Raw genomic sequence first — 24,702 nt, 5'->3', positions numbered from 1 at the left:
GAATTGAGTTTATCGGCCTAGGCCTTTTTTAAACGTAATATCTGATATCTTATCAAAGCCAGTATACAAGTCCGCTGGATTCTCCGGAGTTCCTTTGATCATGCCTGTCTGTCCATCTATCTGGAAGAAATATACACGGTGTCCTCTACCACTTGCAGATTCATCGGTGGCAACAACCAATACTTTACCTTCTGGAACTCCCAAGGCGGTTATATTAGTCAGTGTGTAACCTGATTTGAAAACCTTCATCGCCTTAATGACTGTACCATTGGGAAATGTAAGATTAGTTTGTGCTGTTGAGGCCGCCAGTTCCTTTACTTGACAAGTGTAGATCTTATTTTCATTGACATAGTAAAACACACCTTTGGGCATAGGTAAAAAGGTCGGATTGGCAAATAATGATGCTGTATTGATGCCCGGACAATTTTCCTCACGTAATTGATAGCGTCCTGTTGTGAAGTTATTGGCATAAGAAATTCCCCGAGGAAACTGCAACAAATAAGTATTGCTCCCTTTGCTATCTCTAAAGAAACAATTCCAATAAATATTGCCGGAGGCATTTATGGGCTGTACATTTTCTGCATACAAAAGATTGTCACCAATATTATTTAAGTCAAAACCCTGACCCGTCATCGGATCCAGATTGGATTTTGGTGGCATATAATTTGGGATGGTCGAAACCACCGAATTAGATGCATTAAACAATTTGAACGCCTTATTTTCAATATCATATACCGTGTAAAACTGGTCACTTGTGGCCGCATTGATCACAAACGGAGCAACAGTCAGGCCTTCAAAAGGAGGGAAAAACAGCGGTGGATTTGCAATATGTGCCGTACTGGCAAATTGCCTGTAGGCCAACTGATTATTGACAACCAAATACTCATACCCTACACCGGATCCTCCTGCAGAACCATTTAGCTGAATATTCATTGCACCCTGAGCTCCAAGAAACCAACTATCTGCCCGCGATGAATCTGCAAAATCCGTACTTCTAAGCTGCAGTGCACCATTTGGATACAACAACGATACCTTCTGCGCCCTTAATGCTGTTCCATAGTCGATCACATTGATTTTAAAAGTACCCAATGGAAGCTCATGTTCATTAAATGACGAGTACACATTATGAAATACATTTCCTTTTTGCTCACCTGCCCTGGTGGTGATTACAGCAAGATCAGCACCCGTCGCTGTTTCCTGTAGCACGATCCAACCTTCTCCGCCCCACTCCGCGGTGGATACATTTAATGAGAATGCCTTCGAATACGTAAGACCTGTTGCATTATCGGTTACTTTTGCAACTAGACGGTACAAGTCCGGTCTCAATCTAATTTTGGTTCGAAGAACCGATGTACTATCCAATAAAAAGATAGACGGATTGACACTCGATTGCAAGTATTGCGTGACATACCATCGACAGCTAAAATCGTTTTTTTCTCCTTTCGAGTTGCTTACTTTAAGCTGAACTTTTAGACTATCATCCTGCATCAGGTTGATAGAATCAGCGGTTATGAATATGGCAGGATCTACCTGTTCCATATCCGTGCTGATCTTGAGTTCATCTAGGGTAACGTAATTATAATTGCCCTTATCTTTAGCACAACTTACCGCAATCAAATGGATAGTCACCAAAGCGATAATGGATTTTAATATGCTCTTCATTGCTTATCTATTTTTAACTCAAAATCATCTATTAATAGTTTGCCGGCCCGACTTGAATCGGCAAGTTGCTGTTATCGGGATCGGTCAATATCGGCCCTGGCTTACCATAGTTACCCGGATAATTGGTCTTGATGTAATTACGGACAACGGCAACATATTGGTTATAAATAATTGGTGGTGAAAATCGACTTCCAGGAAACTCCGTGATCGTTGTTCCTGTTTCTTTATCATATAGCGCGTCCAATATAAGCTTGTATTTTGTTGGTGTCCAAGTACCAAAATTATCCCTATAACCAGCAAAATTTCCTGTAATTGTACCTGTAAACTCCCCCCAGGTTGCAGGCATCTGTATATAAGCCAAATTGATGTTCAGCTTTTGTCCCCTAGCAATGCCGTCTGCGGGAAAATTGGTATTTTTTTTCAGCTTTATCGCAAAATTGACAACCTTGCCCGCCTCCATTTCCAGTGTGCGATAGACAATTACGGGGAGTGTTCCGACAACCGCCTTGGCTGGGATAACTACATTTTCGGCTAGCTTAAAATGTACACCCTCTATTCCGGAATACAATGTATCATCTTTTACAATTTCTACCTGAAAATTTCGGTCGGAAGAACCTGCATTTCCAAGTACATTCACCGGAACTAGGATGGTATCGCTTTTCTTTTGCGGATACTTTGCAAAAGAATAGTTAACGATGGTATCTTTCGTACCAAAATATACCCCATCCGCTTCAGTATATAACGCGGGATCTTCCTGACACCCCACCATTAGAGAAACTAAAGCAGATAATATGGTGATCAAATAAATTACTTGTTTCATATCTAAATAATTATTCATTCATGTTTATTTCAATTGAATCCATGAATACTTTCCATTCCCAGCAAGCACTTACACCTCAGCTCCGTTTCTAATGGAAAAGTATTTTAGTCACTTCTTTTCGTTGTGGATTATATTCATTTTCCTTATCTGGAATTGGAAATACATAGGCATTTTCAGGCACCTGCATGGTTGTTCCTGTTTCAATTTTTAAATCCTTATTCAAACGCTTATAATAAAAAAAGCTCTGTCCTTCCTGAATAAATTCCTTTTTGTACTCCTTGCTTATCTCGTTGGATAATGTGACTGCATCCTGTGTTTCGGATGGGGCAAGAGGATTTAGCCCTCTTGCCATCCGAACCTGATTTAGGTAGTTCGCCCCTACGGAAAGGTTGCCCGCTATATTTTCGCACTCTGCTACGATATAATACATTTCCGAAATTCTTATCAATGGCACTATATTTTGCAGATCATAAGGCAAGTTGGCGTCCTGAAAATATTTTGAGGGTACATTGGTACCTCTACTGTTATTATCAAACCAGGATAATCGCCAATCAAATGGCGCGGTTGTACCATATATTGCATTTTTACTCGCAAGAGGAAGTTGCAAAGGAGAACCAGACCCTACGTTAAACAAGGCTTCATTATTCGTTTTCAAATTGGTACTATACAATGAAAAAATCAGTTCGCCTGAAAAAAGTCGATCACGAACACTAGCTGTTGCTACTGCTACATTTGAAGTTGATAGTGGGAATTTCTTACTTCCGATAACCTCCATAGCCATTTGCTTTGCTTTGACAACATCACCCTTGTATAGATACACCCGCGCCAAAAGTGCCTTGGTCGCCCAATAATTCATTCTGTTCTGCGTATAAGATGAGAATAGATCCGAGGTCCCGCCATTTAATTTGCTTGTATCCGCTTTTGCCAATAAATCTTTTGCCTGAATCAGATCCGCGATGCAGGAGTCCAAAGCTGAACCTAATGGAACCATTGGCGTTGCCTGGGCGGAGAAAACCCGCACATAAGGAATAGCTCTTTCATTCATACCTATAGCCGGTGACTGTCCAAACATCCGGGCCAAATCAAAATGAAATAATGCACGAAGTGCGATAGATTCACCTTTGACCCGGTAATAGTAGTCCCGTGTAAATATTCCCTCCTTAGCATCTATATAAGTAAGAAGATTATTTAGATTGGCGATATTATTATACATGCTGCTCCAGATGCTTCGAATTTCCTGCTTTACTCCTACTTGCTCATAATCAAACTTGGAAACATTGGCAAACAAACCATCATTCAATGGAGATGTAGAGGCATTGGGATAATTGTTGACCATGACCGACAACATCCCCATCGTGAGGTCATGCGTATACAGTCCCTTATCTGCGCCAGAAGCCGTCTTACCCATACCCAAATAAACCCCAGTTAGCGCATCCATAAAGCCCTGTTCATCGGAAAACAGGTTATCCTGTGGAAGTTTATCTTTTAATGGCATCTCCAGAAATTTTTTGCAGCTCCCAAAAAAAGTTATCAATAATGCGCATAGCAGCAACATTTTGTAGTTCAAGCAACTGAACATTGATTTTTTGTGCGTTATTCTTTTGTGAAACATAATCATTAAAAATTGGTCGATAATCCAAGGTTAAAACTTCTAGAAAAAGGGTAAACTGTACCACGTTCTGTTCTGATCGTTCCAAAACGCAATAGATTATTTTGTGTAATCATAATACGGGGAGCAGATAAACGAGCGGCTTTTACCCATCTGGCATTAGCAGGGATATTATAGCCGACTGTCAAACTTGCCAATTCAAGGAAATTATCTTTCTGAACAAAACGCGAGGTCACATTAGTCTGCTGTAAACCGCTGGCCCCATTAGCGACCAAAGCTTTAAAAGAAGAGTGATCTCCAGGTTGTTTCCAACGTTCAGTGAATACGCGTAGATCGGCATTGCCTGTGACTAAATCTACATTTTCAACACGATCAACAAGCGTTTGGTTATACATATAACCTCCATATTGGTAGCTAAAAATGAAATTCAGTATAAAATTCTTATAGTTGAAATTGGAATTAAACGCCCCCTTCAGTTTTGCTGTTGCATCGGCGACAGCTCTTTTATCCCGGGCATCCCAGGTAAATGTGCGGCTGCCATCAAGCTTGACGAATACCTCTTTTCCAGTGGCTGGATCTATACCCAAAGAAGGTACGGCCCATATTCTGTTCATAGACTCCCCCACCTCAAATCGCGGAAGCGGCCTCGTCTGGTAACGGGAATTGAGTGGATTATTCGGATCTGTTCCTTTATTAAATGCTTCATTGATCGCTATAATTGCCGGAGATAAAGCCGTAATGACATTGGAATAATGTCCCGCATTAATACCGACGGTCCAAAAAATATTGCGTTTTGCATCCTTAATCACCGGAGCCGTCAATGAAATTTCATACCCCTCATTTTTGGTCGCTCCAAGGTTATTTTGGTAGCTCTCGAATCCTGTCGACAGCGCCATATCTAAAGGTAAAATGAGATTATCGGTGGTTTCGCGGAAAAACTCAATATTTGCATTTAACCGTCCCTTCAATAAGCCCAACTGTAAACCTATATTACTCTTCAAGGTTTGTTGCCATTTTAAGTTGGGATTAGCATAACTTAAAGTATTTGCACCCAGCATCAAGCGGTAGTTGTTCATCAGGTTATACTGATAAGTTTGCTGTGCCATATCCGAAGAAAAATTCTGGTTGCCCGTAATCCCGATACTGGCATTTAATTTGGCGGACTGGATAATGTTATTTTGTTTAAAAAACTTCTCGTTCCCGATATTCCATGCAAGTCCCCCTGCATAAAAAGGAGCAAAACGACTATTGGAGCCAAACTGCGAAGAACCGCTTTGATTGACAGTGAATTCTGCTGTATACCGGTTATCATAATTATAACTCAAACTCAAAAAGTTGGAGATATTTTTTGTTTGATTATTTTGAGTGCTTGGTTTTGTAGACTGATAGTCAAACCCATTCGCCATTCCCATTTCACCCAAATAATCATTCGGTATACCAAATACTCTTACATTCAGTGCGTTACTTGAAGTTTTTTGAAATGAGCTTCCAATATTCGCTAGTATTGTATTTCTCCCCAATGCCAGACGGTAACTCAGATTCAATCTTCCATTGATTGAACTATTTTTTCCTGAAGTATGATTATAGGATCCCAAATTAGGAAATAGCGCGATCGCACTCGATGTAAATCGTGTATGATCAGCTGGATAAAAAGCTTCAGCATTAGGAGCGTTGGACATCCAGCCCAAGCTGCCCGTTAATTTTAGATCGTCCGTTAACGACCACTCCAAATTGGTATTATTGGTTAAATTCAGGGTAGCGGTATAATCTTTTACATTGAGCGTTGCATTATACATAGGATTGGTAAATGTCCCTCCAGGTGCATTGATACTAAATCCAAGTTCATTGAAATCGGGCTCCAATATTTTAATCGGATTTCCATTGTCATCAACACTTCTAAAATAAGGAAACAGCTTAATGTAAGAATCAAATGTCCCCCAAGGCGTGTTATTGCCACGTGTATATCCAACAGCAATTGCATTGCTGAGTTTCAGGTTTTTGATCCCATAAGAAAAATTATAGGTCATACCATATCTGTCACGGCCAGATTCCTTCATTACCCCTTCGGAGGTATTGTAATTCAGACCAAAAGAATAACGCAATGGTCCGGATCCACCAGCCAGAGACAGACTATGACTCAACCCCAATCCTGTCTGTACGGGCTGGGAAAGCCAATAGGTATCTACTCCTTTACGCACCTGAGCCAAACGATAATCATACCATTGCTTTTTGGCAAGATCGTTATATTGATTTGCAGGATCACTATAAATACCGGTCAAACGCTGTGCTTCCAGAAGTTGTTCGGCATTCATCAATTTATAGGAGGTCAGATCCGGAACCTCGGCACTGGCATTAACCGAATAACTTACTCTCAGCTTTCCGGCAGCGGGCTGTTTGGTATCAATTACAATTACTCCATTTGCGGCCTTTGATCCATAAGCTACTGTTGCAGCAGCATCTTTGAGCACGGTAATATTAGCGATCAGATTAATATCAATATCGTAGAATGTCTGTAAGGTCGTCTCGAAACCATCCAAAATAATAAGCGGTTGGTTCGGATTGGATAGATAGCTGGACATAATATCACCGTTGGAAACCGGTGTCCCATTGGAAGTTCCAGCGGGATTGAGACTCAAATTGTTGGCACCCCGAATCTGAATATTGGGCAAGTGATTGGGATCGCTGCCAAACTGATTATCCTGCAGCATGCGAACAGAAGGATCCACCACTGCCAAAGCCTGAATGGCATTCCGGGGATTCACCATCTTCAATTCTTCCCCTGAATAGGTTTTTGCCGAACCCGTAAAATTTCCTACAGGACGTTTGTAAAGTCCCGTGTTAACCGTAACCTCATTAATGGAATTGACGCGCTGTTTTAATGTAAAATTAACGGTTGTTTCATTGCTCTTAACCTCCTTCTCTTCCATGATACGGCCGATGAAAGTCGCTCTTATCTTCGTATTAGGGGCCACATTCTTCAATGTATAACTTCCTTCCTTATCCGTTCTTGTACCATGTTTACTGGCGAGTTCGATGATATATGCGCCTTCCAGCGGCTTGCCTTGTTCATCTTTTACTTTTCCAGTAATTGTTTTATTCTGAGCAAAAAGCAAGATTGTAAAGAGATTCAATAGTAGTATTAAACTCCCCCTCAACCCAATTATATATCGTTGTGAATGAATGCTTTTCATAATTAGCTTTTAAAATTAGTTTCTCCCATTATTACGGTCTACTGAATACATAAGTCGCTTCATCCGCTACTTCTAAATTAGACTGACCGATAACTGGCGGGGTCGTTGGATAGAATGGCAGCGAACTGAAAGGAGTCCTGTTACGTTTATAATAAAAGAAGCTCTGCCCCTCAGCAAGAAACTCCTTGCGATATTCACTTTGAAGTTGAAACGAAAGTTTATCCGCAGTAGCAATATCTATCTCTGTCAAGGGTGCCAGATTTCTTGCTTCCCTAACCAAATTGATATACCCTAAAGCCTGAGTTATGTCACCACTACATTCTGCTGCAATAAAGTACATTTCAGATAAGCGGATCATCGGAAAAATATTTGCGCCTGTCGCCGTGAATTTTTTGGGAAGAATTGGTATTCCAGAGAGGGACCCAGTTGTCACATCGATAAAATTACGACGGTAATCTGTCGTGGGACTGCCAAATAGGGCGTTTTGGCTAGAGACAGATAATCCAATAAGCGCTGGTACTCCAAAAAAAGATTTATAATAACTATTGTAGTTATTCGCATAGATGTATAGCTTGAACAGACTTTCGCTTGCAAAAAATAAATCGGCATTTGACTTAACTGTTAACGCAAACTTTCCACTATTGATCACTTCAGCTGCATACTTATAAGCATTCGTTCGATCATTTTTATACATATAGATCCGGGCCAACAGCCCCTTGACTGCCCATTTATTTAATTGCGAAGTTGTTGGACTATCAGCGCCCAATAAGGAATCTGCTTCATTCAAATCGCTGATACAATGATCTAAAGCCACTTCGACACTTGCCGCATCGGTGGATTGATGGCTTACTTTGGTTACATAAGGCACGCCTCGATCTTGTAATTCAACGCTGGAAAATAAGCGAAGGAGATCAAAATGAAGGTAAGCTCTCAACGCCAATGCCTCCCCTTTCAAGTTGCGATAATTATCCGCTGTAAAGATTTCCTTTTTCCCATCAATATTCTCCAAGACGTTATTCGCATTAAGAATAGCGGAATACATCTTCGTCCATACTGTTGAGCTATACGTTTTTACAGGAGGAGCATTTAGATTTAGGGTAGCCGACTGATAATACAACTCACCCGATTTTTGCATGGATACACTATCGTAGTTTCTACCGGCTAGGGACACTACTCCGAAAGTTAATTCCTTACCATATAATGTTTCCGCCCCCATCTGTAAATAGATACCATTTAAAGCCTCCCGAAATCCCCTCTCACTAGAAAAAACCTTAGATTCATCAACCTCCAAAGGCTGCTCAGTATCATTCACCCATTTTTTGCAACTATTGAGTGCAACTACCCCTATCAGTCCACAGATAACGATAATCTTATGTCTAAATTTTTGCATCATTAAAAAATTAAAAGGTTGCGTTTAAAATAAATGAATAGCTCCTTTGCTCCGGATAATGAAAGTATTGTTGTGTCAATCCCGTATTCTTGATATCAAACAAATTGTTCATCATAAATCGGATACCCAATTGTTTCACATTCACTTTTTCTAACAATTGTTGCGAAAATTGGTAGCCAAAAGAAATGCTAGCGCCATGAAGCTTATTTTCCTTCGCTACAAAGCGAGTCGTGGCGTATGTGGGTGAATGAAACATGGCTTTGTAACTTGCATCACTACGATTAGCTGTCCAACGCAAATTGCTAAGTGCATTCATGTCCAGATTGTCCTGTATGTTTGCATTTTCCAAACCAGCCTGCAAATTATTATATACATGAGCTCCCAAAGCATATCGAAAATAGCTTGCGAAAGAAAACTGTTTAAAGCGCACATTGAATCCCAATGAACCTCTCCAGTCGGGCGTTAGATCACCTGCACATATCTTGTCCTGCGCATCCCAAATCATGGTCGTTGATCCATCTTTTTTTCTGAATAGCTCGTTTCCAGTTTGTGGATCTATTCCTAGTGATGGAACTGCCCATAGCGCATTTGGCGAATACCCTTGTATGTATTGGGGTTGCAGTATCCTCTGATCGGCCTGATTATACAGCTCATTCAATTTTTGGATATAAGGGTCAGATGCTGTGATTTTATCGGTACCATGAAATGCATTCAACATAATATCGAATTGAAAGGCAGTCTTCGGGTTGTCCACAATTCTGCCCAATAGGTTAAATTCGACACCTTTGCTTTCCATTTTTCCCGCATTGGTATAATAGGAAAAATCCTGAAAGCCCGAAGTTGAAGCAGATAGTGCAGGTAAGATTAGATTCTTGCTGGATTGATGGAAATACAGGATATTTAACGCTAAGCGATTACGGAACAATGCTAAGTCCATGCTCAGATCCTCTTTGAACACCGTCGGCGATTTGAGCTGATCATTTCCAATGCCGGTTAAATAAGCCCCTAAGCCTAGTCCAATAGTCCCCATACTGCTTCCTTTGGGGATATACTGTTGATCTGTATAATAATTATAGGTATTACGATTGAGATAATTCAAATAGTTTTGATTGCCCGAACTTCCGACACTACCTCTTACTTTGAGCAGATTCAACCATGTCACTCCTTTTAGGAAGCTTTCATTGTGAAGATTCCAGGTAGCCCCTATACTATTAGAAATCGATGAACGGCTTGATCCAGAATAATAATCTACTGTCCCTGCTACATTGATTTGATAGCGTTGATCATAGCTGTAGACTACATTAGCGAACGATGAAGCATATCTGGAAATAATTTTCCCACTGACCGGTTTAGCGATCGCATACGCATTTCCGAAAGAAATATCCGCAAGTCGATCTACAGCAAATCCGCTAACGGCAATACCTTCAGAAGTACTGGATGTCTGATTTATAAATTGACCTAAATTGACAATGATGTTATTTTTGCCGAAATCATACTGATATTTTAACCGCAGCCCCCCTTGAACATCAAAAAAAGCATTGTTGACCTTCTCATATCGCCCTCTTTTAAAGAGATTTTCGGCCGAAATATCTGCAAATACGGTATGGTTTGGTGGTAGGAAATAATCACTATCATCACTTTGTCGTGCGATATTGACCATTCCATTCAGCTGAAAACCCGATCCTATAATCCAGTTGAGGTTCGTCAAGTTGCTAAATCTTGTATAGCTCGATTTATCCGTGGTAGACAGACTCGTGTTAAATGCTGGATTTGTAAAGTTCACAGGCACTCCGTTGATCGTATCCGACTCAACTATTTTTTGCAGTTTCCCTGTTATAGGGTCAGTATTCTGCCAATAGGGATTCATTCGTTGATACTGATCATAAGTACCGTAAGGTGAATTAGTCGCATCTACACCTAGATATGTAAAATGGTTGTTAAAGGTGACCGAACCAATACGTCCCGCAAAATATGCCCCTAAATCCAATATTTTACGTCCTGATCCTTGCATTACCCCTTTGATATCATTATAGCCAGCATCTAATCCATAAACGATATCTTCATTACCTGCACTCATTGACAGGCTATGTTTTGTCCCCAATTGATTCCCTAAAGGCACTTCCAGCCAATTTGTATTTATATTGTTGGTATAGGCTTGTTCATATCTTTTTTGGAATACAGATTGCCAGGCAGGATCATCAAATAAACCAGCAGATTTTTCCAGTTCCAGTTTTTGCTTTGCATTAAGCATCTGAAGTTGATGGATATCTGGTGTCACCAGTTGCATTTGTTCTGTAAATGAAATCTGAAATTTCCCCTTTGGTCTTTCTGTAGATACCGCAATAATACCATTACCGCCCCTTAGGCCATATCCCGCAGTTTCATCTGCACCATCAAGGAGTGAAACAGATTTAATTCTGTTGATGTCTATATCCTGAATAACTTGCGCCGATACCTGAACACCGTCCAATAGAAAAATAGGGCTGTTCGGTTGCACAATGGTATAGGCCCTAAAATCTCCCGATGAAGGATTGACCTGTGTACCTATAGACACATTTTTATTTGCACCTAAGGGAGCAAATGGAAAACTATTCATCCCGCGTAAATACATTGGAGCAAGCACATTTGGGTTATTACCTGCTGCGGGATCGCGATTGACAAACATCGAAGGAATATACACCTGTAGACCATCCATAATGGAAAGTGTACTTACTTGCCGCAGATTATCTCCCGTAATCATACGAACACCTGTATTCCTTATTTGCTCGGATTTGACTGTAGGATCGAAAGAAAAATTGTCATCCATACTTGTCCTCTTCAACAAGCGAACAGTAATTTCGCTGGAAGTAACTCGTTTACCAGTTCGCAAGTATGTTGGTTTTTCCAATATAATGACCGAATCCCGATTATTATAAAATTCGACAAGCCCTTGGTTCGTATACTTCGATTCTTGCCCCAAAGTCACACGCACACTATCCAACACTTTAGAGCTTAGTTTATCCTTTACCCAAATAGTTTTCTTTACTACTTGACTAGTTGTATCAATGACTGCGGATTGTGATTGTTGTGAAAGGGATGCATATCCATTTTGTTGATAAATACAAACGGTACCAATCATCCCCAACAGATGGTATAATTTACATTTCATTTGGAATCTATTAAGTCAATAAGTATTAGATTGTAGATCTTAAATAACCGTAGAATTCCATCTTTACGTAGTTTCATTACACATCGGCAGAGCAATTTGATAACAGTGATTAATAGCAATTATGCTACAATCAGGTCTCTTCAACCGAGCACTGTGACCAATGCAAGCGGTTCCAAAATTAGGGTTCATCAGTAGAGGTTTCATTATTGTGTTAGGATTATGTTTGTTGAGCAAATATGAGCAATAGACAAAAAAAACAGAAAAAAAACACCACTACAAAACCATTACAAACCGCGTTTTTGGGCATAAAACACCACTACTTTTCAAATTATGTCCATTTTTGGGGCAAAGTATCTATCGAATAGCAATAAGGTTATATAGAGTAATACTAGCTGTGTGAGAGCTGGCTCAGAAAGGTCACTAAATTTTGATCCTGATTGGTTAGGTTTAACTTTTTACGTAAGCGTGTTCTCGCTATTTCAATCGCCTTGATATTTTGATAGGTAATCGCAGAAATTTCTTTTGTGGTCATTCCAAGTTTTAAAAATGCGCACAATTTACGTTCACTGGGAGTCAAATTGGGAAACTTAGCATTCAGTATATCGAAAAACTCCTCATGCACCTGCTGAAATCTAAACTCAAACTCTTTTAGGAGCTCCGGTCTTAAATTGGATTGTAGATCCGTTACGACCCGTTGAATTGCCTGTTGGTATTCTACATCCATATTAGGTTTAATTTTCAACAATTTGTCTGAGATATCATCAATAAGCTCATTCTTTTGCATCAGATGAATTGTACTTGTCGTAAGCTCCTTGTCCTTTAATTTGATATCCTTTTCAAGGTTTTCTTTTTCCAAAGTCAGATGCGCCTGTTCCAACAGTGATCTTCGGATCTTATTGCGCTGCAAAAAGAACAACAAACTGACAATAATTAGTGATAGCACCAAACCAACTCCAATCATTAGATAGGTCAATTCCTTCTCCCTTTGCCGTGCTTTATCTTCACTGTGTCTTCGTTCGAATTCGAATTCAGTTTTCAGTTGTCTTATTTTATTGGCCCTTTCATCATTAAACAAGCTATCGCTAGCTTGCTTATTAAGCATCAATGCATCAAAGGCCAATTTATATTTTTCAAGCTTCTGATATAGCTTATAAAGATTTTCGGAAGAACGCTTAACCGTCAGTAAATCTCCCGTCTGTTGCGCTAGCTCAATAGCATGTTTGAGATACTTTTCAGCAAGTGTATAGTTCTTCAGTTCCAGATAAAACTCACCTAATCCATCGTAAGAGAGCGCCACACCACTTTTATCATTCCTTTCCTGTCTAATCGCTAGGGCTTCCTCATAATGCTGCAGTGCCAGATCATCCTTTCCTTGCTTATGATACAATCGACCTTGATTGGTCAACACATGTGCAATGGTCGTCTTATCATTGATCTGCCGCGATAATTTTAGTGCTTCATCATAATAATAATTGGATTCAGGATAATTCTTCATTTCTTCATAGAGAATACCCAAATTATTGAGCAAACTTTGCTGCAAGATTTTTTCACTGGCTTTTTCCGATTTCAAAGACGATGCATAGGATAATGCTTTTTTATAGGCAACCTCTGCATTTTTGTAATCCCGCTGATAGTAATTGATAATACCAATTCCATTGTAAGCCTTTAATAGGTCGTCCGTATTTCCGGTCTTGTTTTGCGCTACTTCCTGATAAAGATCTAGTGCACGTGGATAGTTTCCAATCAACAGATTGACCTTCGCCAAATTTAACTGCGCTTTGAGTGTCAGCGTATCCAACTGAACTTTGTGGGCCAATAGCATTAACTCTTCAGCATAAACCAAGGCCAGTCGCTTATCAGTATCACTGGTTAATTCGGAAAGTTTTAAAATAGCTTCGGCTTTTTCGGCTGTTGTATGCGCTTGCGAAAGACGCGTCTTAAGGCTATCAATAGATTTCCTGGCAGCATTACAATATGTAATCTGAAAAATAAAACAAATAACAATAAAAAAGATCTTCAACAGAAACAAGCTCTCTCTTTTCATGACTAGATGCAAAGTCTTCAGAATATTCTAAAATCCGAGGGCGCAAGATACACAATTGTCCCACGATCTGCCAAAGAACAACAAAAATTTCTAGGTATATCTAATTTATGTTACATTGATTTGCGTTTTTTCTAAATCACAAATTAAATGTGCTAACAATTAAAAGCGAAAAACAGGTAACAAAATCGCATAAAAAAAGGAGACAACTATGATCTAGTGTCTCCTTAAGTGCCCAGGAGCAGATTCGAACTGCCACGCCCATACGAGCGCCACCCCCTCAAGATGGTGCGTCTACCAATTTCGCCACCTGGGCTCACATTCGCCTTTGGTATCACAAAAATAAAGATTTTTCCTTCTTTTGCAAGGTGAAAAATGCTTTTTAATACTTTATTTCACTAAATTCCTATTGATCAAGGTTCTAATTACACCATCGACCAAACCTACACGGGGAACAATGATTTGTTTTAGACGACCGTACTTCATAATCGTCAGAAAAATCTCACTAGCAGGGATAATTACATCCGCTCTATCTTCATTGAGACCTAGTAAAATAATACGTTCCTTTAAAGAGAAAGACGATAAATGTTCATACACCGCTTTCAATTTTGCGTAAGACAGAGGCTTATCTAATTTCTCATTAGACAACCGGGCCAATTTATTGATGTTACCACCGGTTCCTATCCCGATGACCTGTTTATACATGTGTGTGTTGCTTCGGACCCACTCTTTGAGCTCATCCCAGGTTTCTGCTTTATCCTGATTATCCAGAATACGTATTGTACCTAAATTAAAGGATCTCGAATTCACCAGTACACCATTCGCAAATAAAGACAATTCGGTACTACCACCACCAACATCGATATAAAGATATACCTTGTCTTTTTCCATCTTATTATCCCAATGGCTGTTGTAGATAATTTCAGCTTCCTTCGCCCCTTCTATAATATCTATATTGATTCCGTTTTTCTTGACTTCCGCAACAATATCAGCGCCATTTTTAGCATCACGCATCGCAGAGGTTGCACAAGCCATATAGTCTTCAACATGATAAACATCCATCAATTCGCGAAATGCCTTCATCGTTTTTATCAAGCTCTCTGCCTTTCTGGGAGAGATTTCCTGCTGAATGAATGCATCATCGCCCAGGCGTAAAGGAACCCGTAAAAGCGTATTTTTTTTAAAATTGTATTGATCCTTTTGGCCAATGATATCAGCGATCAAAAGACGGACCGCATTGGAGCCTATGTCTATAGCAGCGTATCTCACGTTATATTGTTTCTTATCTATTATTTGATTAAATCATGCTAAAATAACCACAGTTATTAATAACTGTATTATAGTAATGTTAAGTTATTATTAATTTAACAACTCAACAAATTATTTCTCTTTTTGACTCCCCTATTTTTATGAAAAACCGTACCTATTTCATCCCAAAAATAAAACCTATTTCGAATGACAGCGTTTAAAATGGCGTTCAGAAATATCTTGTAAAATCCCAATATAAACACCCAGCAGTATGGTTTTATCCTCTCCTCACCTGTCTTATTTACTACTGTTATAGACCATTCAATTACCTATATAGAATAACAAGTAAACAACAGCATAAAAAAAGGAATATTCAGCTAACCGAATATTCCTTTTTCTTCCGATATAAGTTGTTATTTAGTGGTGACCGTGGCCTTCCACTTTTCCACCAGCCAATTTATAGATTTCTTCAACTTTTTTCAAAGATTCCTCGGAAACATGAATAACACTATGATTGGTGTTATGTTCTTCACGGGTTAATCTGCTATCGATCTCACCTTGTTTTTCAAGAACCAATGCTAAAAAAGCTTTATCATTGAATGCAGCAGTGCTATCTGATCCGATTGAAGCCGGAGTTTGAAACGCAGGCACACCGCGTTGTGCATCACCTACATGTAACTCTTTTGCCAAACCATCCAACTCAGGCAATACGGTCGCATAAGCTTCTTTAATTTTAGCCGCCACATTCTTAACTTCTGTTGAAGTTGATTGTTTTGCCGCTACATCAGCAAGGTTTACTAAATAGTTACCTTCCTCACCAACGAATTTAATCATTGCAAAAGCATCACCATCTGCTAGAGATGCATTGGCATATTGACGCTGTCTATTTGCAGCTGTTTCACCACAAGACGCAAATACAGTACTCGCACAAGCAGCTACAATAAATAACTTATTAATCTTCATATCAATTTTCTTAACTATACAAAAGTAGATAAAATATACTTTCTGCGAAACCTTATCTGCGAAAAGAAACAAAAATTACGCAACATTCCTTCCCGCATTGATGACACCGAATATTGTCCGTGCGATCAACTTTGAATAATCCTCCCGTTGTGCCTCATCCAGTTTATCCGAATTGAGTGCACGAATTGCATAATGTTGAATCACCAACAAAGGCAATACGATGCCTTCTCGCGCCAAAATTGACTCACGGTCTACGGGGTAGTTCTCCATCAATTTAGATGTCCCACTGAGTTTTAACAAATACTCTTTGGTAATCTGGTATTCCGCATGAAGATTTTTCCAAAATTCACCATACACCTTATCGTCTTTCATGTACGCTGTGATATCAAAATTAGATTTGGTCATGGACATCATACAGTTGTCAATCAAGGTCTGGAAGAATCCCGAAGAAACATACAATTGTTGTACATCTTTCCATAGATTATTCTTCTCGGCCCACTGTAAAGCTGTCCCAACCCCGTAAAACCCAGGGATATTTTGCTTCAATTGACTCCACGAAGTAACGAAACTGATCGCACGTAGGTCTTCCAGACGTAATTCCCGCCCCGAATTCCTTTTTACAGGTCGGCTTGAAATATTGATGGATGAAAGTGCTTTCAACGGTGACATCGTTTCCAGATAAGGCAGGAATAACTTATTGGTACGAAGGTCCATAAATTTATGATGGCTCAGTTCGGCCAATTTATCAATAATTTCTTGCTGATGTTTGGTCAGCGTATCACCTACCCGTTGTTTTAAATCAGAGATAATACCCGCATGTAGGAGCTGCTCTATATTAAATCGAGCCGTATCCAATGAGCCGTATTGGCTACTGATCGTCTGCCCCTGTATCGTTAATTGAATATGATCATTGGCAATTTCTTTACCCATGGAAGCATAAAAGCGTTGTGTTTTACCTCCTCCACGTGCCGGAGGTCCCCCACGTCCATCAAAAAAGACAAGATCAACATCGTATTCGCGGGAGATGGCCGTCAACTCTATTTTTGCTCTATAGATTGACCAGTTGGCCATTAGGTAACCTCCATCTTTTGTACTATCCGAATAGCCAAGCATAATGGTCTGCTTATTTCCTCTGCGTTTCAGATGCGCCTTATATTCTTTGTTGCTATAAAGCGTTTTCATGACATCGGCAGCTCTGGTCAGATCATCTACTGTTTCAAATAGAGGCACGAAATCTATTGTTAATGCATCTTTCTTCCAACCAGACCACAAAAACAACTGACGCAATCCCAAAATATCACTTGCCTGTTGGCAATTACTAATAATAAAACGCTGTGCAGCACGCTCAGAACCCGACCGTTGAATTTCCTTAAGCAATTTAATCACACCAGATGTATCTTTTGTCAATGGATCTGCATCATCACCGACACTTAGATCCAGTTCCTTAAACTTCAAGGCTTTCTGTTTATCAGCTTCATTCAGTTCCAAGTAATTTAATGGAACACCAGTAGCTTCCTGATTTTGTTGAATCAAATAATCTGTTGCATCACGTAGTATACGGCTATCCTGTCTGATATCTAAAGTCGTGAAAAAACAACCGAATGTCATTACCTTACGAAGCAAATCATCAACAATCTCAACAAAGAGACCATTGTGATATTCTTCCAATACGTTTTTGATCGCCTTTAAATTCGTAATGATATTGTCGGTTTCATCTTCTGGATGTTCGACAGGGTTAAAGCTATTTTCGTAAAACAGGGTCTGTAAGTTCTCCATGTATTCCTCTACACCTCTGAATGTAATACGACGTCTTACAATACGGAAATCGCGGTAATAACATCTAAACAAAATCGTACGTAGTAAAGCGGCGACTTTCTTGGTACTTTCAACGCTTACATTCGGATTTCCATCACGGTCTCCTCCTGGCCAAAAGCCCAATTCGATAAGCTGTTTTACCTCTTCAGTATCAACATCCAATTCATCATCAATAAAAGACTGGATCTCGGAAGCTACCTTATAAAATACATTCTCCAAAAACCAAGCTAAACTTGCTGCCTCGTCTACCGGTGTAGGTTTATTTTTATTGATAAATGGTGTTTTACCTAACTGCTGTAACAATAAATGTATACTATGGATATCATTGGTCTTTATCGCATCGATCAGATCATTGATAATCCCCAAAACTGGTCCAGGATAAAATTGAGTAGGATGAGCGGTAAGTACCAGACGAACGGAGAAATCTTTTAATTTGGAAACGATTTTTCGTCGCATATCACCATTCCCCTCCGCATTCTTGATCAATGCCCCCAAGACATTTTCATCATCACCACGGCCAACCATTTGAAATGACGAATCCTCTATTGCATCAAACAATACAACCTGACGTTCTATATATTGGACAAAACGAAACAGTAAGTCTATGCGTTGTTCTTCCGAAGAAAACTCTTCATGCTGATCGAAGAAACTCTTTATAATCTCATCTGGAGTCAAATGTTGGTCAACACCCTTCTCGCACTGCTTTGCAAAAAATGGCAATAAAGTACCTGTATCTTTAACACGTTGAAATGGTAATGTTAAAAACAAACTTTTGAAAAGTTCAAAGCGTGTCAATACCTCGTCCTGAAAGACGGCCTCATTTTTACTTTGCTTCATATTTAAATCTTTGAAAAATGGTCAAGAGAGTTTAGGTGACTCTTGAGTTTTTGTAATATATCTGAAATTACCCTATGTGCCAAATATAGCAATATTATATTTAAACAAATAAAAAAATATAAATTAATCAAAAAAAACATCAAAATATTATAAAGATATTAATGAAATTTAGTAATTTTTCGTTTTTAGTATATTATTACAGCAAACAGAGAAACCACAGGCTAATATAGCCTTATCTCTTATATTTGTGCTATACATTATGAAACAGACACAAGAAATAAAAAGTTTTTTCTACAGTCAATATTTTGCAGATGGGCTCCGGATCACCATCGGATGCATTGTGCCTGTCCTGATCTTTGCTACCATCGGACAGTTTACCAATGGAACCATTGTATCTTTGGGGGCTCTTTTAGTTGGACTATCCGACACGCCAGGGGCACCGAGTCATAGACGCAAAGGTATGATTGCAGGAGCAATACTGACCACTTTGACATTTATCCTCACCAATCTTGTCAATCAAAATGTATATCTCCTCGCCATTTTTATCGGAATAGCCTGTTTTATATTTGCGATGTTTGCGGTATTCAATGGTCGGGCAGCCAATGTAGGCTTGATGTGTATACTGATGATGCTGATCCACGTACAGATACATTACCCTCTTGACCAAGCGATTAACTACCTCGGATTCTATACACTTGGTGGGCTTTGGTATATTGCAATCAGTCTCTCCATCACACAAGTACGCCCCTATCGATTAGCCGAACAGGAACTCGCAGAAACCATTCGTTATGTGGCAGATTATATTCGGCTAAAAGCAAACTTTTATGATGCTAAAATCGACAATGATAAAAATTACCTGAAACTGATCGACAAACAAGTTGAAGTAAATCAGCATCAGGAAAACGTTAGAGATCTGCTGTTTCAAAGTAAACGATCCATTAAGGATACAACAAAAGTAGGCCGCTACCTTACACTGATCTTTAATGATATTGTTGATCTGTTTGAGCAAAGTATGGCTGCACACTATGACTACAATACAATTAGCGAACGCTTTGGTCCAACCGGCATTCTAGATGATTTCAAAAATGTTATTTTAAAATACACAAACGAGCTCGACAATTTAGCTTATCAGCTCAACACGAATATTCAGCCCAAGCCGCTGTATGATTTCGATGCGGACCTCACACGTCTTCATGCGAAGATTGATCAGCTCGACAAAGAAAATCAATACAGTACTTTTGCTCTGCGTAAAGTTCTAATCAATTTACGTGACCTGGTCCGTCGTATAAAAAACATCTATGGCTATTCACACCTGCAACCCGACGACATCAAAAGGAAAGAAATTGATGACGCTAAACGTTTCGTCCAAAGCTCAGCCATTGACCTGAAAAAATTTCGTGAAAACCTTACCTTAAAATCGACAATCTTTAGACATGCTTGTCGTATGGCAATCGTTATGTCAGTCACGTATTATGTTTTTGAGACAACCAATATCACCAATAATGTCTATTGGATATTACTGACAATCATGGTTATCCTGAAACCAGGCTTTGGTCTTACAAAAGAGCGAAATATACAACGTCTTATCGGAACCACCATCGGCGGACTAATCGGCGCCGTCATCCTATTGACGATACATGATCCGACGATACTATTCGTGCTGCTGGTCTTTTTCTTCCTGACAGCCTATAGCTTATTTAGAGTCAATTATGTAGTCGCTGTCCTATTTATGACTCCTTACGTATTAATCATGCTCAGCTTTGTAAGCTCGAACACCTTGGAAGTAACCAAAGAACGCATTTTGGACACATTCATCGGAGGTATGATTGCTTTCCTATCCAGTTATATTATTTTTCCGAATTGGGAGAGTATGCAGGTGAAGGAATCTATGCGAAAGCTTTTGATTGCCAATTACAATTATATCTTCCAGGCATTAAAAGAAATTGCAGGACAGGCCCCTTCGATTACTGACTATAAATTAGCAAGAAAAGCCGTTTATGTCGAAACCGCGAATATGGGATCTACCTTTCAACGTATGCTGACTGAGCCTAAAAAAAGACAGAAATACAGCAAGGAGGTCAATAAATTTGTCATATTCAATCATATTCTAGCTTCGTTTTCTGTTACACTAATGAATCACTTGGATGAAATGGACAACAATTACCTTAACAAAGACCATGTCAGAACCATAAGAAAAATATTAAACAGCTTGGATCAATCTATTCAATTACTGTATTCACAAGATTCCAGTGCAGTATTTTCACCTATGGAAATAGAGATCTCCAATCATCGTTTTGACAACAGCGACATCAATTCCGCTGATGGGAAGCTCCTGGAAGAGCAATTGGAGTTCCTGTATAAAATTGCACAGGACTTAAATAAAATTGTTCAGGATCTCCATGACAAAAGCGCTGCGGAACAAGCAGCAGAATTATCTAAGTTAGCAAGCTAATTTATTCTAAAAATTAGCGAAATTTACATTTATGAGCGAAAACACAACAGCCACCTATGACATCATTATCGTTGGCGGAGGACCTATCGGCCTTGCCTGTGCCTTGGAAGCAAAACAGGCCAATCTTAACTACCTCATTTTGGAAAAAGGATGTTTAGTCAATTCGCTCTATAACTATCCCCAAAATATGACCTTTTTTTCTTCCTCTGAGCGACTGGAGATTGGGGATATCCCTTTTGTAACAACTAATCCAAAGCCCCGAAGAACGGAAGCCTTAGAATATTACAGACGCATTCAACAGAAATTTGAATTGGATACTCACCTGTTTGAAGAAGTACTGGATATCAAGAAAAACGAGACCGAAAACTTTTATGTCACAACAAGCAAACGCAGTTACACAACAAGAAAAGTTATCATTGCTACTGGCTTTTATGACATCCCCATGCTACTCAATATTCCTGGGGAAGAACTGAACAAGGTGAGACACTACTATGATGATCCTCATTACTACAGTGGTCAAAAGGTGATTGTCGTAGGAGCAAGCAATTCATCAATAGATGCCGCTTTGGAAACATTTCGTAAAGGAGCAAAGGTTACCTTAGTGATTCGGAGTAATGAAATCAGCCCAAGGGTAAAATATTGGGTCAAACCGGACATTGAGAATAGAATTGCTGCTGGGGAAATCGATGTACTTTACAACAGTGAATTAACAGCGGTTAGCGAAACGAGCGCCACTATCCAAACATCGACTGGTATCATTGAGATCGAGAATGATTTTGTACTTGCGCTGACTGGATATCGGCCAAATTTTGATTTTTTAAGGAAGGTAGGAATTGATATCCCAAACCAGACACCCTGTATCCCCCATCACAACGAACAGACGATGGAAACCAATATTAAAGGCCTATACTTGGCAGGTGTAGTATGTGGAGGTTTAAATACCCATCTTTGGTTTATTGAAAATTCACGTATCCACGCGAAGCAGATCATCGCACATATACAGTCAATGTCGATTTAACTACGTTGATAACGCAATCCATTCAAGAAGATTTTCATCATTTTCTTTTGCAAACTGAGAATATGATCAAATTCTTCTTTGGTTGGAAACAACATATTTTTCATATCTTTCAATATCCCCATACGCATTCCAAATAACGAATACAATAAAATACGAGCCGTCTCGTTCAGATCATCCACCCGAATCTCCCCAGCATCTATGCCGATCTTAAGAATTTTTTCAATGATTTCAACTTCACGTAGATAGGATTCTTTGAATACCTGCTCCAATTCATCCGGAAGCTCTTTAACCATTTTCATGGTATATTCGAATAAATTGTAGTATTGATTGATTGCCTTGACACGCATATCAATAGAGTACATCATGATTTCTTCAAAGTTGCCACCTTTGTCGATGACCTCCTCGATCTCTTCAATCATTTTATCAATAACATACTCAAAAACAGCAGAATACAAACTGTTTTTATCAGGAAAATAATAATAAAGCAGCGCTTTTGAAAAATTAAGATCTTTAGCTATCTCCGACATCGTGGTTTTAGCCATTCCAAAGTGTGCAAAGCGCCTTGTTGCAGCTTCTAGAATTTTGATCCTTTTTACATCTGCATTACCCATTAAACTTATATTTTTTATCGTTAAATAAACGGTTTATACTATCTTTACCGATTATCATGCTAAAGATAGCTGATTTTTTTGAATTTCTGAAAATTAAAGTCAATATGGAATTAAACATTCAATCGAATATATCTTTGAAACCTTTCAATACATTTGGAATAGAGGAAAAGACAAATTTCTTAATCGAAGTGAATGATAATGAAACACTGACCGAAATTTTTAAACAAGGAATTTTCAAAGAAAACTTTTTTGTTCTTGGCGCTGGTAGCAATGTCTTGTTCACTAAACCCTTTGAAGGATACATTATCCGAATGGCTAGCAAGGGTATACAGTCGAAAATCGAATCGGATCACGTGTATGTTACAGCAAAAGCTGGAGAGGTTTGGAATGACTTTGTTTGGCATTGTATCGAGCATAATTACGCTGGAATAGAGAACATGGCCCTTATTCCGGGTACCGTCGGCGCATCCCCCGTACAGAATATTGGTGCCTATGGCACCGAATTAATGTATATTTTTCACGAGTGTGAAGCCTTTGATACCACACTGGGTACATTTAAAACGTTCAAAAAAGAGGACTGCAATTTCTCCTATCGAGACAGTATTTTTAAGGCTGAACACAAAGGACGTTTTATTATTACAGAAGTGACCTACAAACTTAGTCTTACCCCTAATATTAATACAAGCTATGGTGCTATCGAAACAGAGCTAATTAAAGAAAATATAGCCCACCCCACTATTGCCGATATTGCTACTGTTGTATCAAAAATTAGAGTAGAAAAATTACCGGATCCAAGCACCGTTGGCAACGCGGGAAGCTTTTTTAAAAACCCGGTGATCTCCGCAGACAACTTTAAACGATTAACTGCTTTGTACCCAACAATCCCACATTATCCAATGCCCGATCAGCAAACAAAACTAGCAGCTGGTTGGTTAATAGAACAGTGTGGTTGGAAAGGAAAAGAATATGGTCAAGCCGGTGTCTGGAAAAATCAAGCGCTTGTACTAATAAATAGACAAAACGCTAGTGGTCAGGAAATCTATGACCTTTCTGTCCAGATTATTAAAGATGTACAGGACAAATTTGGAATTATACTCGAACGCGAAGTTAATTTATTGTAAAGATTCAAAAAAAAACATTTGCGCATATTTGAAACTCAAAACAAAATAATATAGCCCCACTTCGCCTCAACATCATTTAAAACTAATCCTATTTACTCAGGGTTAAAATACGCACACGATTGCACTTCTTAAAATAATCTTAAAATTACATTAAGAAATCCATTCCTTTCGATTTTGGCGCATTATTTGCCTCATACTTAATGAACCGTATTTTATAAACTTACTGTTTCTTAAAAAGAACAGTTATAATTCATTAAGCTATGACAAAGAATGAATTTGACACCATGGTTATTGAGCAATCAGACTCATTAAAACTCTACGCCAGAAATTTTACCAGCGACTATGAGGATGCGAACGACCTCGTACAGGATACTATCCTTAAAGCTGTAACCTACTTCAAAAATTTCAAAGAAGGGACTAACCTAAAAGGATGGCTTTATACCATCATGAAAAATACGTTTATAAACAACTATAGACGGATCGTAAAAACCAATTCCTTCATCACAAAAGATGAAGACATCTCCAATTCCAACCTATTGATATCCGCTTCAAGCAACCAGGGGGAAAGTAAGTTCGTGATGGAGGATATTCATGAAGCGCTATCCAATCTTTCAGAAGAATACTACATCCCCTTTTCGCTTTATTTCGAAGGATTTAAATACCATGAGATATCAGAGCATTTAAACATCCCTATTGGAACTGTAAAGACGAGGATACATGTTGCTCGGAAATTAATGAAACGATCACTATCAGCTTATAAAGTAGCTTAGTTTTTT

The 24,702-nt window shown here is 39.0% G+C and carries 15 protein-coding genes and 1 tRNA gene; 4 read left to right on the top strand and 12 right to left on the bottom strand.

What is annotated here, in order from left to right; all coding sequences use genetic code 11:
* Positions 1-9: 9 nt before the first annotated feature.
* The 11 genes from DFQ12_RS18850 to DFQ12_RS18800 all read right to left on the bottom strand — a co-directional run bounded on the left by DFQ12_RS18850 (position 10) and on the right by DFQ12_RS18800 (position 18,724).
* Positions 10-1,662, bottom strand: coding sequence for a PKD-like family lipoprotein (locus tag DFQ12_RS18850; RefSeq protein ID WP_120260609.1), 1,653 nt, complete (start codon positions 1,660-1,662; stop codon positions 10-12).
* A gap of 31 nt (positions 1,663-1,693) precedes the next feature.
* A complete protein-coding gene (locus tag DFQ12_RS18845; protein ID WP_167457309.1) occupies positions 1,694-2,482 on the bottom strand; it encodes a DUF4843 domain-containing protein in 789 nt (262 codons plus the stop codon).
* A gap of 88 nt (positions 2,483-2,570) precedes the next feature.
* Complete coding sequence (locus tag DFQ12_RS18840; RefSeq protein ID WP_167457308.1) at positions 2,571-3,977, bottom strand: RagB/SusD family nutrient uptake outer membrane protein; 1,407 nt, start codon at positions 3,975-3,977, stop codon at positions 2,571-2,573.
* Positions 3,978-4,099: 122 nt separating this feature from the next.
* A complete protein-coding gene (locus DFQ12_RS18835) occupies positions 4,100-7,282 on the bottom strand; it encodes a SusC/RagA family TonB-linked outer membrane protein (protein ID WP_120260606.1) in 3,183 nt (1,060 codons plus the stop codon).
* A gap of 31 nt (positions 7,283-7,313) precedes the next feature.
* Positions 7,314-8,675 carry a RagB/SusD family nutrient uptake outer membrane protein gene (locus DFQ12_RS18830; protein WP_120260605.1) on the bottom strand — a complete coding sequence of 454 codons (1,362 nt, stop codon included), beginning with the start codon at positions 8,673-8,675 and terminating at the stop codon, positions 7,314-7,316.
* A 7-nt stretch (positions 8,676-8,682) separates the two neighbouring features.
* On the bottom strand, positions 8,683-11,820 hold the full coding sequence (locus tag DFQ12_RS18825) for a SusC/RagA family TonB-linked outer membrane protein (RefSeq protein WP_120260604.1): 3,138 nt from the start codon (positions 11,818-11,820) through the stop codon (positions 8,683-8,685).
* A 388-nt stretch (positions 11,821-12,208) separates the two neighbouring features.
* Positions 12,209-13,864 (bottom strand): tetratricopeptide repeat protein, encoded by a 1,656-nt coding sequence (locus DFQ12_RS18820; protein WP_120260603.1) that lies wholly within the window; start codon positions 13,862-13,864, stop codon positions 12,209-12,211.
* A gap of 229 nt (positions 13,865-14,093) precedes the next feature.
* Positions 14,094-14,177: transfer RNA gene (locus DFQ12_RS18815), tRNA-Leu, on the bottom strand.
* Between the two features lie 74 nt (positions 14,178-14,251).
* Complete coding sequence (locus tag DFQ12_RS18810) at positions 14,252-15,130, bottom strand: Ppx/GppA phosphatase family protein (RefSeq protein ID WP_120260602.1); 879 nt, start codon at positions 15,128-15,130, stop codon at positions 14,252-14,254.
* Between the two features lie 396 nt (positions 15,131-15,526).
* Entirely contained in the window at positions 15,527-16,072 is a 546-nt protein-coding gene (locus tag DFQ12_RS18805; RefSeq protein WP_120260601.1) for a hypothetical protein, read from the bottom strand.
* Positions 16,073-16,147: 75 nt separating this feature from the next.
* Complete coding sequence (locus DFQ12_RS18800; protein WP_120260600.1) at positions 16,148-18,724, bottom strand: phosphoenolpyruvate carboxylase; 2,577 nt, start codon at positions 18,722-18,724, stop codon at positions 16,148-16,150.
* Positions 18,725-18,983: 259 nt separating this feature from the next.
* Here DFQ12_RS18800 and DFQ12_RS18795 point away from each other — a divergent pair, with 259 nt between their 5' ends.
* Both DFQ12_RS18795 and DFQ12_RS18790 read left to right on the top strand, forming a co-directional pair.
* Entirely contained in the window at positions 18,984-21,176 is a 2,193-nt protein-coding gene (locus tag DFQ12_RS18795) for an FUSC family protein (protein ID WP_244211790.1), read from the top strand.
* Between the two features lie 31 nt (positions 21,177-21,207).
* Positions 21,208-22,194, top strand: a complete 987-nt coding sequence (locus DFQ12_RS18790) for a YpdA family putative bacillithiol disulfide reductase (RefSeq protein WP_120260599.1) — start codon at positions 21,208-21,210, stop codon at positions 22,192-22,194.
* On the opposite strand, the gene DFQ12_RS18785 is transcribed toward DFQ12_RS18790, so the two are convergent.
* Positions 22,191-22,805, bottom strand: coding sequence for a TetR/AcrR family transcriptional regulator (locus DFQ12_RS18785; RefSeq protein ID WP_120260598.1), 615 nt, complete (start codon positions 22,803-22,805; stop codon positions 22,191-22,193). The two genes, DFQ12_RS18790 and DFQ12_RS18785, sit on opposite strands and share 4 nt — an antisense overlap.
* Before the next feature lie 104 nt (positions 22,806-22,909).
* Here DFQ12_RS18785 and murB point away from each other — a divergent pair, with 104 nt between their 5' ends.
* Positions 22,910-23,926, top strand: a complete 1,017-nt coding sequence (gene murB, locus DFQ12_RS18780) for a UDP-N-acetylmuramate dehydrogenase (RefSeq protein WP_120261003.1) — start codon at positions 22,910-22,912, stop codon at positions 23,924-23,926.
* 260 nt (positions 23,927-24,186) lie between these two features.
* A complete protein-coding gene (locus DFQ12_RS18775; protein ID WP_120260597.1) occupies positions 24,187-24,696 on the top strand; it encodes an RNA polymerase sigma factor in 510 nt (169 codons plus the stop codon).
* Positions 24,697-24,702 lie beyond the last annotated feature (6 nt).

This window comes from Sphingobacterium detergens, from assembly GCF_003610355.1.
Lineage (GTDB): Bacteria > Bacteroidota > Bacteroidia > Sphingobacteriales > Sphingobacteriaceae > Sphingobacterium > Sphingobacterium detergens.
This window is presented reverse-complemented; position numbering and strand designations above follow the sequence as displayed.

Excerpts from the sequence above, each read along its gene's own strand:
- DFQ12_RS18850 (WP_120260609.1), bottom strand. The coding sequence starts at position 1,662 with ATGAAGAGCATATTAAAATCCATTATCGCTTTGGTGACTATCCATTTG.
- DFQ12_RS18845 (WP_167457309.1), bottom strand. The coding sequence starts at position 2,482 with ATGAAACAAGTAATTTATTTGATCACCATATTATCTGCTTTAGTTTCT.
- DFQ12_RS18840 (WP_167457308.1), bottom strand. The coding sequence starts at position 3,977 with ATGCCATTAAAAGATAAACTTCCACAGGATAACCTGTTTTCCGATGAA.
- DFQ12_RS18835 (WP_120260606.1), bottom strand. The coding sequence starts at position 7,282 with ATGAAAAGCATTCATTCACAACGATATATAATTGGGTTGAGGGGGAGT.
- DFQ12_RS18830 (WP_120260605.1), bottom strand. The coding sequence starts at position 8,675 with ATGATGCAAAAATTTAGACATAAGATTATCGTTATCTGTGGACTGATA.
- DFQ12_RS18825 (WP_120260604.1), bottom strand. The coding sequence starts at position 11,820 with ATGAAATGTAAATTATACCATCTGTTGGGGATGATTGGTACCGTTTGT.
- DFQ12_RS18820 (WP_120260603.1), bottom strand. The coding sequence starts at position 13,864 with ATGAAAAGAGAGAGCTTGTTTCTGTTGAAGATCTTTTTTATTGTTATT.
- DFQ12_RS18805 (WP_120260601.1), bottom strand. The coding sequence starts at position 16,072 with ATGAAGATTAATAAGTTATTTATTGTAGCTGCTTGTGCGAGTACTGTA.
- DFQ12_RS18800 (WP_120260600.1), bottom strand. The coding sequence starts at position 18,724 with ATGAAGCAAAGTAAAAATGAGGCCGTCTTTCAGGACGAGGTATTGACA.
- DFQ12_RS18795 (WP_244211790.1), top strand. The coding sequence starts at position 18,984 with ATGAAACAGACACAAGAAATAAAAAGTTTTTTCTACAGTCAATATTTT.
- DFQ12_RS18790 (WP_120260599.1), top strand. The coding sequence starts at position 21,208 with ATGAGCGAAAACACAACAGCCACCTATGACATCATTATCGTTGGCGGA.
- DFQ12_RS18785 (WP_120260598.1), bottom strand. The coding sequence starts at position 22,805 with ATGGGTAATGCAGATGTAAAAAGGATCAAAATTCTAGAAGCTGCAACA.
- murB (WP_120261003.1), top strand. The coding sequence starts at position 22,910 with ATGGAATTAAACATTCAATCGAATATATCTTTGAAACCTTTCAATACA.
- DFQ12_RS18775 (WP_120260597.1), top strand. The coding sequence starts at position 24,187 with ATGACAAAGAATGAATTTGACACCATGGTTATTGAGCAATCAGACTCA.